The 14,109-nt window shown below is 65.1% G+C and carries 10 protein-coding genes and 2 pseudogenes; 3 read left to right on the plus strand and 9 right to left on the minus strand.

What is annotated here, in order from left to right:
- Positions 1-27: 27 nt before the first annotated feature.
- Together NTD88_RS06100 and NTD88_RS06105 are read right to left on the minus strand one after the other, a co-directional pair.
- Positions 28-1,215, minus strand: coding sequence for an aminotransferase class V-fold PLP-dependent enzyme (locus NTD88_RS06100; RefSeq protein ID WP_410017259.1), 1,188 nt, complete (start codon positions 1,213-1,215; stop codon positions 28-30).
- 24 nt (positions 1,216-1,239) lie between these two features.
- Entirely contained in the window at positions 1,240-1,470 is a 231-nt protein-coding gene (locus NTD88_RS06105) for a DUF3820 family protein (protein WP_262154873.1), read from the minus strand.
- 204 nt (positions 1,471-1,674) lie between these two features.
- On the opposite strand from NTD88_RS06105, the gene NTD88_RS06110 reads away from it, so the two are divergent.
- Positions 1,675-2,145, plus strand: a complete 471-nt coding sequence (locus tag NTD88_RS06110; protein WP_095158562.1) for a PA2169 family four-helix-bundle protein — start codon at positions 1,675-1,677, stop codon at positions 2,143-2,145.
- Between the two features lie 61 nt (positions 2,146-2,206).
- Here NTD88_RS06110 and NTD88_RS06115 read toward each other — a convergent pair whose 3' ends face one another.
- The 7 genes from NTD88_RS06115 to NTD88_RS06145 form a co-directional block, all read right to left on the minus strand.
- Positions 2,207-3,727, minus strand: coding sequence for a sensor domain-containing diguanylate cyclase (locus NTD88_RS06115; RefSeq protein WP_262154872.1), 1,521 nt, complete (start codon positions 3,725-3,727; stop codon positions 2,207-2,209).
- A 319-nt stretch (positions 3,728-4,046) separates the two neighbouring features.
- Positions 4,047-5,333, minus strand: coding sequence for an OprD family porin (locus NTD88_RS06120; protein WP_262154875.1), 1,287 nt, complete (start codon positions 5,331-5,333; stop codon positions 4,047-4,049).
- Positions 5,334-5,588: 255 nt separating this feature from the next.
- The gene (locus NTD88_RS06125) at positions 5,589-5,813 is read right to left on the minus strand and encodes a hypothetical protein (protein ID WP_262130868.1); all 225 of its coding nucleotides are present in this window, start codon (positions 5,811-5,813) and stop codon (positions 5,589-5,591) included.
- 145 nt (positions 5,814-5,958) lie between these two features.
- Positions 5,959-7,341: a heavy metal sensor histidine kinase gene (locus NTD88_RS06130; RefSeq protein WP_262154871.1), complete on the minus strand. Its 1,383-nt coding sequence runs from the start codon at positions 7,339-7,341 to the stop codon at positions 5,959-5,961.
- Entirely contained in the window at positions 7,316-7,990 is a 675-nt protein-coding gene (locus NTD88_RS06135) for a heavy metal response regulator transcription factor (protein ID WP_262154870.1), read from the minus strand. Before NTD88_RS06135 ends, NTD88_RS06130 begins: the two co-directional genes overlap by 26 nt.
- 9 nt (positions 7,991-7,999) lie before the next feature.
- Positions 8,000-11,116: a multidrug efflux RND transporter permease subunit gene (locus NTD88_RS06140; RefSeq protein ID WP_262154869.1), complete on the minus strand. Its 3,117-nt coding sequence runs from the start codon at positions 11,114-11,116 to the stop codon at positions 8,000-8,002.
- On the minus strand, positions 11,113-12,288 hold the full coding sequence (locus NTD88_RS06145) for an efflux RND transporter periplasmic adaptor subunit (protein WP_262154868.1): 1,176 nt from the start codon (positions 12,286-12,288) through the stop codon (positions 11,113-11,115). The genes NTD88_RS06140 and NTD88_RS06145 overlap by 4 nt, the downstream gene beginning before the upstream one ends.
- Before the next feature lie 234 nt (positions 12,289-12,522).
- On the opposite strand from NTD88_RS06145, the pseudogene NTD88_RS29115 reads away from it, so the two are divergent.
- Together NTD88_RS29115 and NTD88_RS29120 are read left to right on the plus strand one after the other, a co-directional pair.
- Positions 12,523-12,804 (plus strand): annotated as a pseudogene (locus tag NTD88_RS29115) (PAS domain-containing protein); the annotation flags it as partial.
- A 306-nt stretch (positions 12,805-13,110) separates the two neighbouring features.
- A pseudogene (locus tag NTD88_RS29120) lies at positions 13,111-14,106 on the plus strand (methyl-accepting chemotaxis protein); the annotation flags it as partial.
- Positions 14,107-14,109: the final 3 nt, after the last annotated feature.

Genomic DNA, 14,109 nt, shown 5'->3' on the forward strand with positions numbered 1-14,109 from the left:
CCCCCCCCCCCCCACGGGGGAAGGGTTTCAGGCCAGTTGTTCCAGGGCGTTCACCAACAACCCAACCTCCGCCGGCGTCGTGCTGAACCCCGGCGTCACCCGAATGCACGGCCCGCACGCCGAGCCGTCGCGGGCCACGGTGAACAGGTTGAATTCCTTCAGCAGTCGCTCCGCCATGACGGCCTGATCGCTGTGCCGGGTGAAGCGGAACGAGGTGATGCCGCAATACAACCGCGGGTCATCCGGGGTCATCACTTCAATGCCGGCCATCTCCCGCGCCGGCGCCACCCAGAGATCCCGCAGGTAATTCAGCCGCGCGCCTTTCACCGCGGCGCCGCCGGCCGCCCGGTGTTCGTCGAACACCGTCGGCAGGGTCAGCCAGGCGGGGATGTTCGGCGTGCCGTACGGCGCCCGTGAGCGGATGTCGGCCTGTGGATAACGCAGCTCGCCCATGTCCGGGTCGATGGCGTCGATCTTGTCGGGGGCGATGTAGACCACGCCGAGGCTCAGCGGCGCGCCGATCCATTTCTGCAAATTGAAGCCCGCCAGTTCGATACCCAGTTGCTCCAGGTCGAAGTCGATCTGGCCCAGGGCGTGGGCGCCGTCGAGGATTACCTCGACGCCGAATTCGCGGGCGCAGGCCGCGATGGCCTGGACCGGCATCACCAGCCCGGTGCGGTGGGTGACGTAGGTCAGCGGCATCAGGCGAATGCGCGGATGCCGTTCGAAGGCGTCGCGGTAGCTCTGCACGAGGTTCTCGAACGTGGCCGGATGCGGGTGGCGGATCTCGATCAGTTCCAGGCCGCGCTGGCGAGCCAGCCAGCGCATGGCGTTCTGCACGCTGTCGTATTCCTGGTCGCTGACCAGCAATTGGTCGCCAGGCTGCAGGCGGTTGTAGTTGCGGATCAGCGATTGCAGCGCGGCAGAGGCGCTCTGGGCGATGGCGACGGTCTGGTCCGGTACGCCGAGCAGTTCGGCGACGGCGTTGCGGATCTGCACGCTGCCGATCTGCTCGAAGTGCTGGCGCACCGGCAGCGAGTTGCAGCGGTTGATGGCGTCGATGTGCTGTTGATAGGTCTGCGCGACGGTGCGGGTCATGCGCCCGAAGTAACCGTATTCCAGGTTCACGGGGCCGGGCTCGACGTCGTATTTCGCGGCGATGCGTTGCCAGTAGCCCTCATCACGGGCCAGAAGGGAGGGCGTGGATGAAGGCAGGTCGTGCATGCGCGTTCTCGCTGTTCAGGGGCGGGGGCGGGGGTGCTTTTTACGCAGGGGTTCGAGCAGGTCGGACAGGCCGTTGTGGTCGACCTCGTGCATCAGCGCCAGCAGGCCGCCGAGTTCGCCGTGGGGAAAACCCTGGCGGGCGAACCAGTTCAGGTAGGGGCCGGGCAGGTCGGCGATCAGCCGGCCCTTGTACTTGCCATAGGGCATTTCGCGGGTGATCAGCAGTTCGAGGGTTTCGGGATTCATGGCGCACGGCAAAGACTGATGAATGGCCGGACGATACAGGCAATCTGCATGAAGGCCAAAGGACAGTTCATGCAGAAAGCGCGGGTACAGTTTTTTGCTATTCGCTCAAACGATTGATAACAAAGGAAATTTGCAGATCGTCAGGTCTGGCACGAAGGCTGCGTTATCCATGGGGAACATCCCTCATGCAAAAGGAGCCGTGTCATGACCGATACCAATAAAGAAGTCATTTCTGTCCTCAATGACCTGATCGAATTCAGCAAGGATGGCGAGAAAGGCTTCAAAACCAGTGCCGAAGACGTCAAGAACCCCGAGCTGAAGGCATTCTTCGTGCAACGTGGCACCGGCTGCGCCGATGCCGCCGCCGAACTGCAGCAACATGTGCGCAGCCTGGGCGGTGACCCGGAAACCTCCACCAGCCTCAGCGGTGACATGCACCGTGGCTGGGTGAACCTGAAATCCATGGTCACCGGCAAGGACGAGGAGGCGGTGCTGAACGAAGTTGAACGTGGTGAAGACCATGCGCTCAAGGCCTACAAGGAAGCGCTGGAAAAACTCGCCAAGATCGCTCCGGCGTCGGCTGCCTACTCCTTGGTCGAGCGTCAATACCACGGCGTGCAGCGTAACCATGACCAGGTAAAAGTGCTGCGCAACAGCGCTCGCGCCCGCTCCTGAGTCGCGACACCCGCGCGCTCTCCATGCCCCGTCGGCCATTGGCCGGTGGGGCATTTTTGTGTCAGGCGCTGGCCAGCTTCGGCGCTTCGACGCGGTTGCGGCCGTTGCGCTTGGCCCGGTACAGCGCCTGGTCGGCGCCGGCCATCAACTCGCCCAGGCTCAGCGCGCTGCCGGGAACGTGGACGCCCACGCCGACGCTGATGCTCACCGGTTTCTCGTCACCGCCATAAGGCGCCAGGGCCTGCACGCTGAGGCGGATGCGCTCGGCGAGAATCATCGCGCCGTGCAGGTCGGTGTCCGGTAGCACCGCGACGAACTCTTCGCCGCCGTAGCGCGCTGCCAGGTCGGTGGGACGCAGCAGGCTGCAACCGATGGCGTGGGCCACGCGCCGCAGCGCTTCGTCGCCGCCGTGATGGCCGTGGCGTTCGTTGAAGCCGCGGAAGTGATCGACGTCGATCATCAGCACCGCGATCGGCCGCTGGTTACGCTGCGCCCGGGCCCATTCGCGGCGTAGCACCTGGTCGAGTTGGCGGCGGTTGGGCAGGCCGGTCAGGCTGTCGGTGGCCGCGAGTTCGGACAGGTTGCGTTCAGCGCTGTGCCGGCGGCGCAATTCGCGGCCGAGCATCAGGCTCAGCCACAGAATGCCGATGCACAGCACCCCGGTGGCGGCGCTGACCAGTATCGCGGTGCGTTTCCAGGCGCTGTAGACCTCATCCAGCGATTGCGTGACAACCAGCACCAGTGGCAACTCGGCAACCCGGGCGAAGGTATACAGGCGCGGCCGGCCGTCATGCCCGGACGGCGCGCTGAAGCTGCCGCTGCCCTCGGCCAGCAGGCGCTGGAAGTTCGGTCGGTTGGCGAAATTACTGCCGATCGGGTCGCTGGAACTGGCGCTCGGCCCGGTGGCGTGGCGCGCCAGCAACAGGCCGTCGGTGTTCATCAGGTTGATGCTGCTGTCGTAGCCGACGTCCAGGCGCAGGAACACATCATTGAAGTGCGACAGGCGCAGGGCACCGCCGGCGACGCCGGCGAAATCGCCATCTGCATCCTCGATGCGCCGGCTGAAACTGATGCACCAGTCCAGATCACCGAGGCGCGCCTTGAACGGCGGGCTGATAACCATGCCCAGATCGGGGTTGCGCTGGTGTTCCTGGAAGATCGGCGTGTCGGCGAAGTTGGCGCTGCGCGGTGTGCTGCTGGTGGAGTCGGCGGCTACGTTACCGTCGCGGTCGAGCCAGAGGATGTCGCCGCGCACCGGGCTGCTGAAAGCCTGGTTGAACAGCACCTGCTGACGCATGTCTGGCGGAATGCCGAGCAGTTCCGGGTGTTGCACGGCCCAGATCAGGCTTTGCAGGGACAGGTCGTAGAGCTCGACATTACGAATGATGTCGGTCTCCATCAACTTGACGATATTGCGCGCCGAGCGAGTGGCGGTCTGCTCGACATTCATCCGCTCGCGCAGCAACAGGAAGGTCACGATGGCGACGATAGCCAGCACGGCCAGACAACTGCCCAGGTTCAGGATCAACTCCGGATGCGTCCGGTACAGGCCGGCACGCGGGGGCGTGGTGTGCGCGTTCATGGTCGCGAAGGTGTTCTGACCGTCAGGTTGGGCCGGGAAACGGGTAGAACCTGGCGTCGGAAGCAGTCTGGACTGTTCCGAGGACGGGTTCTGGCGATGGAAATCGATCACAACCGCGCACAGGGGGGCTGCGCGGCGGCGGGTATTCTAGGTGGGGGCGAATTGTAGGACAAGAATTTAGTGCGCAAGGCAGATGTGCGGTAGGGGGTGAGTCTTTGGACCTGCGTTGCGGCCATCGCGAGCAAGCTCGCTCCTACAGAGAGGCAGTGAACCCCTTGCTCGCGATGGTCGCGACACAGACCCAACGTCAGCCATCAGGTCAGAAGATATTCACCGGATAGTCGACGATCACCCGGTACTCGTCGATGTCGTTATCCACATGCGAGTAACCCTGGCTGCCGCGATGGCTGGCCCAGCGCAGGCGCACGCTGAGGTCTTTGAGCTGGCCTTCCTGGAAGGCGTAGGCCAGGTCGACATCGCGTTCCCAGTGCTGGGCATTCTTGCCGTCTTCGCTGTACCAGCGGCCATAGCCGCTGCTGTCGGCATCGGCTTTGCTCAGGTCCAGCTCGCCCTTGGAGTAAGACACGGCGGTGGTCAGGCCGGGAACGCCGACGCCGGCGAAGTCGTAGGCGTACTTGAGCTTCCACGAGCGTTCGTTGGGGCCGTTGAAGTCCGAGTAGATCTGCGAGTTGTCGAGGTACACGCTGTCGCCCTGGTTGATGTAGTCGAACGGCGTGTTGCCGTTGACCCGCTGGTACACCGCGGTCACCGCGTGGTAGCCGACGTTCACCGTGAAATGCAGGCTGTAGGTGTTGTTGTCGATATCACCCAGCAAGGCATTGCCGGTGTCCTGGGTGTGGTAGTAGTTCACACCCGGATTGAGGCTGACCAGCTCGTTGAGCTGCCAGGTGTAGTCGAGGTTGACGTAGTACTGGTTCCAGATGTCCTTCAGTTCGGCGGCGTAGACGCTGGTGCTCAGGCCGTTGACCGGGGTCCAGACCGCGCCGGCCCAGTTCAGGTGGCGGCTGTCGCGGTGGTCCGGCAGCGAGCCGTAGAAGGTGTCGATGCGGCGGTGGCCGCTCTGGTTGTACGGCTTGGTGAAGCTGGCCTGGCCGCCTTCGAGCATCAGGTTGTCGATGCTGGTGTTGGTCAGGCTGACGCCGCGGAACGTCTGCGGCAGCATGCGGGTTTCACCGCCGGCGATCACCGGGTTGGTGAGGAACAGGTCGCCGGCGCGCAGCACGGTGTCGAACGCCCGCACTTTCACCGAGGCGCCGGCGCTGGAGAAGTCGTCCGGCGCCTTGCCGTAGTCGTAGCCGTCTTTGCTCGGGCTGTTGATCGGCAGGATGCTCGACCCGGCAGTGCCGCCACCGCCGTCGAGTTTCAGGCCGAGCATGGCGTAGGCGTCGAGGCCGAAGCCGACGGTGCCCTGGGTGAAGCCGGATTCGAACTTGCCAATGAAGCCCTGGCCCCATTCGCGGTTGTCGCGCACACCGGGCAGCAGTTGGTTGCGGCTCATGTAGTAGTTGCGGGCGAGGACATCGAGGCTGGCGCCTTCGACGAAGCCTTCGGGCTTGTCGTCGTCAGCCTGGGCGTGGAACGGCATCGTTGCAGCCAACGCAACGAATAGTGGGGTCAAACGCGTGGTAATGGTCACCTTGATGAACTCCTTGAGGTGCTGATGGCGGCAGTTTTTATTCTGCGAAGCGGTATTTTTCTTGTTGGAAACGGGCCGTATTCCGGTACTTTTCACCAGGCGAAAAAAAGCCGCTGACAAGCAGCGGCTTTAAACGACAGGCGCGCGGGCAGATGCGCTGCCTGCGCGAACGTCGAGGGAGAAACAGGAGCGTCGAGCAGCGACTCAGCTATCTTTGCTGGCACTCGAATCAACCTTTGATGCGGTCTGTTCCGAGCCTTTCGCGGCGTCGTTCTGTTGCTTGGCGAACGCTTCGCGGGCCTGCTCCAGGGTCGCCTGGTGGCGTGCGGTCTGGGCGACGAAGGCCTGGGATTCTTCAGCCATGGCCAGAGGGGAAAGCAACACGGAAGACAGGACGAAAACGCTGGCAATACCCATGCTGTTGGACATTTCAAACAACCTTCTTGCAGAGCAAGTCTCTATTTGGTGCGGCTAAATTAATCGTTAGGAAGCGAACGAAAAAGCCGTATTTCAGAGATGGACTGTTGCGCAAAAAGTAACAGTCCTGAAAGGCCGCGGCCCAGAGCGTGTCAGCTCAGGCCGGGAGAAGAATGCCGAAGGTGTTGGCGCCCGCCTGGCTGCGGACAAAGACGCTGCCGCCGTGCATGACGGCGATGGCCTTGACGATGGCCAGGCCCAGGCCGTGGTTGCCGCTGCCGCTGTTGCTGCGGGCGGCATCGACCCGGTAGAAGCGTTCGAACAAGCGTGGCAGGTGCTCGTCGGCAATCGCCGGGCCGGGGTTGCTGACAGCGATGCGTACCTGGCCGTCTTCGCTGTGGATAACCACATGGATCACCTGGCCCGGCTGGGTGTGCTGCACCGCGTTGTTCAGCAGGTTGATCAGCGCGCGGCGCAGGTGGGCCTTTTCGATGCGGGCCTGGGCGTCGCCGTTCACGTCGACCCGGACCTGGGCGTCTTCGAGGATGTAGTCGAGGTAGTCGAGGGTGGTCGCCACTTCCTCGGCCAGCGAGGTGCTGATCAGCCCGGTGGCCTTGCTGCCTTGGTCGGCGCTGGCGAGAAACAGCATGTCGTTGATGATGCTGCGCAGCCGCTCCAGTTCTTCGAGGTTCGATTGCAGCACTTCGAAGTAGTGTTCGGCGCTGCGTCCGCGGGTCAGGGCGACCTGGGTCTGGCCGATCAGGTTGGTCAACGGCGAGCGCAGTTCGTGGGCGACGTCGGCGTTGAAGGCCTCCAGCCGCGAGTAGGCCTGGTCGACCCGCTCCAGAGCGGCGTTGAAGGTCTGGGCGAACTGCTCCAGCTCCGGCGGCAACGCCGAAACCCGCAGCCGACCGCTAAGGCGTGGCGGCGCCAGTTGCTGGGCTTCGGCGGACAATTCGCGCAGCGGTCGCAGGCCGATCCGCGCCACCCAGTAACCCAGCACCGAGGCCAGCAGGACACCCACCACGGCCAGGCTGACCAAGGCGATCAGCAGGGTGTGCTGGGTGTGCCAGAACGTCTCGGTGTCGATGCCGATGAGAAAGCGCAGCGGCGGGCGCTGCTCCAGCGCCGGCAGCTCGCTGAGCATCACTTTGTACGGGAAGGGATTGTCGGCCAGGTACAGGTCGCGCATCCCCGGTTTGCCTTCGGCGACGCGGCGGATGACCGCGTCGGGGTTGCCGTATTCGTAGTGGCTGTCGCTGCTGACCGCCCAGAAGCGGATGCGCCGGTCTTCCTCGCTGAGCTGGTCGAGCTTGCGGACCATCTTGCTCCAGTGGTCCGGGTTGCCGAAGCGCATCAGGCTCGACTCCAGCACGCTGAAGCGCGCCTCCAGCTCGGCCGAGGGCAGCAGGTCGAGGCTGCGGTCCACCTGTTTGTACAGCGCCCAGCCGATCAGCAGGAACACCAGCAGCGCCACCAGTGTGAACAGTGCGCTCAGGCGCAGCGCCAGGGAATTAGTTCGCGCGGTTTTCCAGGACATAGCCCATGCCTCGGATGGTGTGCAGCAGTTTGGTATCGAACGGCCCGTCGAGTTTGGCGCGCAGGCGCTTGATTGCCACTTCGACGACGTTGGCGTCGCTGTCGAAATTGATGTCCCAGACCAGCTCGGCAATCGCCGTCTTCGACAGGATTTCGCCCTGGCGCCGGGCGAGCACGCTGAGCAGCGAGAATTCCTTGGCGGTCAGGTCGAGGCGTTGGCCGGCGCGGCTGGCCTTGCGGCTGATCAGGTCGACCCAGAGGTCGGCGACCTGGATCTGCACCGGTTCGTGGCCGCCGCTGCGCCGGGTCAGGGCTTGCAGGCGCGCCACCAGTTCGAGGAAGGAGAACGGCTTGCCGAGGTAGTCGTCGGCGCCTTCGCGCAGGCCGTGGATGCGGTCTTCGACGCGCTCGCGGGCGGTCAGCATGATCACCGGGGTCTGCTTGCGCGCTCGCAGCGCACGCAACACGCCATAGCCGTCGAGGCCGGGAAGCATGACGTCGAGGACGATCACCGAGTAGTCACCCTCCAGCGCCAGGTGCAGGCCCTCGATGCCGTCCCGCGCCAGGTCCACGGTGAAGCCCTGCTCGGTCAGGCCGCGGTGCAGGTAGTCGGCGGTTTTTTCTTCGTCTTCGATAATCAGCACGCGCATGGTCGGCTCTCAATGGGCAATTGGCCGGGGCGCTTCGGCAGCGCGCTGGCGCCGGTGGAACAGGCGCTCCAGGGCCAAGTATATGACCGGGGTGGTGAACAGTGTCAGGGCCTGGCTGACCAGCAGCCCGCCGACCACGGCGATGCCCAGCGGCTGGCGCAACTCGGCGCCGGCACCGGCGCCGAGCATCAACGGCACGGCGCCGAGCAAGGCGGCGATGGTGGTCATCATGATGGGCCGGAAGCGCGTCAGGCAGGCGGTGTGGATCGCTTCCTCGGGACTCATGCCCTGGTTGCGCTGGGCGTCGAGGGCGAAGTCGATCAGCAGGATGCCGTTCTTCTTGACGATGCCGATCAGCAGCACCACGCCGATCAGGCCCATGATGGTGAAGTCCTGGCCCCACAGCCACAGCAGCGCCAGGGCGCCGAGGCCGGCCGGGGGCAGGGTGGAAATGATCGTCAGCGGGTGGACGAAGCTCTCGTAGAGCACGCCGAGGATGATGTACACCGCCACCAGCGCGGCGAGGATCAGCCAGGGCTGGCTCGACAGCGAACTCTGGAACGCCTGCGCCGCGCCCTGGAACGACCCGCTGATGGACGCCGGCATGCCCAGTTCGCGCTGGGTCCGTTCGAGGATCGCCACCGCATCGCCGAGGGCGACGCCGGGCGCCAGGTTGAACGACAGGTTGGCGGCCGGGAACAGCCCGTCATGACTGATGGACAGCGGCCCGGTGCTCGGCGCGGCGACTTGCGCCACGGCGGCCAGCGGGACCATTTCGCCGCTCAGCGGCGAGCGCAGGTAGAAGGAGTTCAGGCTTTCGGCGCGGCCACGCTGGCGGGCGTCCAGTTCGAGGATGACTTTGTACTGGTTGGTCTCGGTCTGGAACTCGCTGATCTGCCGCTGGCCGAAGGCGTCGTAGAGCGCCTGGTCAATGTCAGTGGTGGTCAGGCCGAAGCGTGCCGCGGCCTGTCGGTCGATCTCGATGCGGGTGACGCTGGCTCCCAATTGCAGGTCGTTGGACAGGTCGCGGAACGCCGGGTTGGCCTTCAGCCGCTCGGTCAGGCGCTCGGTCCAGAGGTTCAGCGCCGGGCCGTCGTTGCTCTTGAGCACGTACTGGTACTGGCTGCGGCTCGGGCCGGAACTGAGGTTGATGTCCTGACCGGCGCGCAGGTAAAGCACCACCCCCGGCACCTTGGCCAGTTTCGGGCGCAGGCGGTCGATGAATTCGCTGGCCGAGACATCGCGGTCGCCGGGGTCCTTGAGGGAAATCCAGAAGCGGCCGTTGGCGATGGTCTGGTTGCTGCCGGTGACGCCGACGGAATGGGAGAACGCGCGCACCGCCGGGTCGGCTTCGATGATTTTGGCCAGCGCCAGGTGCTTGGCGACCATGTCCGGGTAGGAGATGTCAGCGGCGGCCTCGCTGGTGCCGAGCACGAAACCGGTGTCCTGCACCGGGAAAAAGCCTTTGGGGATGGCGATGTAACCCGCCACCGCCAGTGCCAGGCTGAGGCCGAAGATGCCGAGCATGGTTTTCTGGTGGGCCAGGGCCTTGTCCAGCAAGCGTTCGTAACCGGCCAGCAGGCGCTCGCCGAAGCCGGGTTTCTGCGGTGTGTCATGCGTGGGGGCGTTCATGAACAGCGCGCACAGGGTGGGCGCCAGGGTCAACGACACCAGCACGGAAATCAGGATGGTGCTGGTGGCGGTCAGGGCGAACTCCTTGAACAGCCGGCCGACCACGCCGCCCATGAACAGCAGCGGAATGAACGCCGCCACCAGCGAGAAGCTGATGGACACCACGGTGAAGCCGATTTCCCGCGCGCCCTTGAGCGCCGCTTCGACGCGGCTGTCGCCGGCTTCGAGATGACGGTGGATGTTCTCCACCACGACGATGGCGTCGTCCACCACGAAACCCACGGCAATGACGATCGCCACCAGGGTCAGGTTGTTCAGGCTGAAGCCGAACAGGTACATCAACGCGAAACTGGCGATCAGCGAGACAACCAGCACCGCCGAGACGATCAAGGTCGCCGACCATTGGCGGAGGAACAGCGCCATCACCGCGATCACCAGCAGCACGGCGATGCCGAGGGTCATTTCCACTTCATGCAGCGAGGCGCGGATGGTCTGGGTGCGGTCTTGCAGGACCGAGACCTGCACCGTGCCGGGCAGCATTTCTTCCAGTCGCGGCAGCGCTTCGTTGACCCGGTCCACGGTGTCGACGATGTTCGCTCCGGGCTGGCGGAACACCACCAGGTTCAGGCCCTGCTGGTCGCCGGACCAGGCCTTGACGTAGGCGTTCTCCGAGCCGTTGATGACCCGCGCCACGTCCTTGAGCTGGACCGGCGCGCCGTCGCGGTAAGAGACGATCAGTTGCGCGTACTGCTCGGGGTGGAACAACTGGTCATTGGTGGCGAGCGTCGACACGCTGTCTGCGCCATACAGTGCGCCCTTGGCCAGGTTCAGGCTGGTCTGCTGGATGGCCAGGCGCAGGTCGGCGAGGGTCAGGCCGAGGGCCGCGAGTTTCTCCGGCTGCGCCTGCACGCGGATCGCCGGGCGCTGCTGGCCGGTGATGTTGACCAGGCCGACGCCGTCGATCTGGCTCAGTTGCCGGGCCAGCAGGGTTTCGGCGTAGTCGCTCAGCTCGTTGGCCGGCATGTGTTCCGAGGACATGGTGAGGATCAGCACCGGGCTGTCGGCCGGGTTGACCTTGCGCCAGGTCGGCGGGCTGGGCATGTCCTGAGGCAGTTTGGCGGCGGCGGTGTTGATCGCCGCCTGGACTTCCTGGGCGGCGGTGTCGATGTTTTTGTCGAGGGTGAATTGCAGGATCAGGCTGGTGGAGCCCAGTGCGCTGCTGGAGGTCATCTGGGTCATGCCGGGGATGGCGCTGAACTGCACTTCCAGCGGCGTCGCCACCGACGAGGCCATGGTTTCCGGGCTGGCGCCGGGGAGCTGGGCGCTGACCTGAATGGTCGGGAAGTCGGCTTCCGGCAACGGCGCCACCGGCAAGCGCGGGAAAGCCACCACGCCGAGCAGGACCAACGCGAAGGTCAACAACAGGGTCGCGATGGGACGGTCGATGCACCAGCCGAACAGGCCGCGGCGGCCATTGGGCAGGGCGGCGTTCATGGCTGCACGCTCGCATCGCTGCGGGCGACGTTCTCCGCGGCCGGCGCGGTGTCGAGGACTTCCACTGTGGCGCCGGGCTTGAGCCGCGACTGGCCGTCGGCGACGAGCCGGTCATTGGCGTCCACGCCGCTGATGACATTCAGCCGGCTGTCCTGGTAAAGCACCTTGACCGGCACGGCCTCGGCCTTGTCGCCGCTGATGCGGTAGACGAAATGCTGGTCCACGCCCTGACGCACCACGCCCGGCGGCACCACCAGCGCGTCGCGCTCGACGCCGGTCTGCACCCGCAGGCTGACCAGTTGGCCGGGCCAGAGGCGGGCGTCGGCATTGCTGAACGTGGCCTTGGCCCGCAGGGTGCCGGTGCCGGCGGCGATCTGGTTGTCGATCAGGCTCAGCCGGCCTTCGCCGAGCAGCGTGCCGCTGCTGTCGCCATCGCCTTCAAGGTACGCCTTGATCGGCGCGGGTTCGCTGCTGGCGACCAGTTGTTGCAAGGTCGGCAGCCACTGTTGCGGGACCGAGAACTCCACGGCGATCGGGTCCATGCGGGTCACGCTGAACAGGCCCTGGGTGTCGCTGCTGCGCACCAGGTTGCCTTCGTCGACATTGCGGATGCCGACCCGGCCACTGACCGGCGACAGCACCCGGGTATAGGACAGCTGCACTTCGGCGGCGGCGATGCTCGCCTGGTTGCCGAGGATGCTGGCGTCGAGCTGGTTGACCAGCGCCTGTTGCTGGTCGAGGGTCTGCCGCGAGATGCCGTTGTCTTCGCTGAGCAGGCGGTAGCGCTTGAGGTCCACCTGGGCCACCTGCAACTGCGCCTGGCTCTGTTTGAGCTGGGCCCGGGCCTGGTCGAGGCTGGCGCGAATGGCACGGTCATCGAGGGTTGCCAGCAGGTCGCCTTCGCGAACGGTCTGGCCTTCCTGCACGGCGATGCGCGTCAGTACGCCTTCCACTTGCGGACGAATCACCACGCTGTGCAGCGACTGCACGGTGCCGATGGCGCTCAGGTAACGCGGCACGTCCTCGCGCTTGACCGCGATCACGCTGACCGGAATGGCCGTGGGCTGGGTGGCCTTGACGGCGCGCGGGCGCTCGCTGACGAACCAGGCCGCGACGGCCAGGAGGACGATGGCAAGCAGGACAAGCAGCGTTCGGGGGCGGGTAATTCGCATGCGTCAAAGGTGCCGGGACAAGTGGGAGAGAGGGCTATTACGTTTATATAGATCAGACCGGGTCGGCAGCGTGACGGCTAGCTGTCACGGCTGTCAGTTAGCCGGGTCGCGGCGGACAGGCGGTGATGGCAAAGGGCCGTAATGCTGCTCTGGATCAACGTCCGCGCAAGGGGTCGCCCGTAGTATTTCCGCCCTGCTTTATAACCCCCTCATCCGAACGACGAGCGCCTCTCGATGAAGAGCAATCTGCCTGTGACCGGTCGCAATGTGGATTACCGTGGTGACGCTAACATCCTTTCCACCACTGATCTCACCAGTGCCATAACTTACGCCAACGACGAGTTCATCAAGATCAGCGGGTTCTCCCGGGAGGAACTGATCGGGAGCGCGCATCATATCGTCCGCCACCCGGACATGCCTTCTGCGGCGTTCGAACACATGTGGGCCACCCTGAAAAAGGGCCGCTCGTGGATGGGCCTGGTGAAGAATCGCTGCAAGAACGGCGATCACTACTGGGTCAGCGCGTTCGTCTCGCCGATCACCAGCCATGGTGAAACGGTGGAATATCAATCGGTGCGCACCAAGCCGACCCGCGCCCAGGTAGCCGCCGCCGAGCGGCATTACGCCAAACTGCGCAACGGCACGCTGACCTGGCGTGATCGTCTGCCGGTGCTGGGCCTGGGCAAGCGCCTGGCGCTGAACCTGGCCGGGGTGCTGGCGCTGGTCATGGGCGGCAGCCGGCTGTTGCTGCCGGAGTTTCCCATGCAGGGCGCGGTGGAGTGGCTGGTCTTCGTGGCGCTGGGCGCCGTGCTGATCTCGCGGACCCTGCGTCCGCTGGAACGCTTGCGCGTCCGGGCCAACGAAGTGGCGGACAACCCGCTGAGCCAGCAGTTGTACACCGGCCGCCGCGATGAAGTGGGGCAGATCGAGTTCGCCCTGCAGATGCTCGAAGCGCAGATGGGCGCCGTGGTCGGGCGCATCGGTGACACCTCCAAGCGCCTGGCCGGGCACACCGCCGACCTCGCCAGCCATCTGCAACACAGCCACACCACCACGGTCGGCCAGCAGGGTGACGCGGACCAGGTGGCGGATGCGATCAACCGCATGGCGGCGCGGGTGGCGGAAGTGGCCAGCAGCGCGCAGCAGGCTTCCCGCGCGGCGGACCAGGCCGAAGATGAAACCCAGGTGGGCCATAACCTGGTTGACCAGAGCCGCACCACCATCCTGCAACTGGCCAACGCCCTGGCCGAAGCCACTGAAGTGGTGCACACCCTGGAGAACCACAGCGAGGAAATCTCCGGCGTGCTGGAAGTTATCCACAGCATCGCCGAGCAGACCAACCTGCTGGCGCTGAACGCCGCGATCGAAGCGGCCCGGGCTGGCGATCATGGTCGCGGGTTTGCGGTGGTCGCCGATGAAGTCCGTGGCCTGGCCCAGCGCACCGCGCAATCGACCGGGGAAATCCAGCGGATGATCAGCGTGCTGCAGAGCGGCGCCCGTGACGCGGTGGTGGCAATGCAGCAGAGCAGCGATCACGCCGGGCAGAGCGTCGAGCAGGCCCAGCACGCGACCCAGGCGCTGCACGGCATCAGCCAGCGGGTCAACCAGATCAGTGAGATGAGCATGCAGATCGCGTCGGCGGTGGAGCAGCAGAGCCTGGTCAGCGAAGACATCAACCGCAACATCATCAGCATCCGCCAGGCCAGTGAGCAGAGTGTCACTGCCGGTCAGCGTGGACATTCCACCGCCAGTGACGTGGCCGGTCTTGCCGAAGACCTGCGCCGCCTGGCCGAAGAGTTCTGGTGCCGGCGTCAATAAGAC

Source organism: Pseudomonas sp. 20P_3.2_Bac5, assembly GCF_025466035.1.
Taxonomy (GTDB): Bacteria; Pseudomonadota; Gammaproteobacteria; order Pseudomonadales; family Pseudomonadaceae; genus Aquipseudomonas.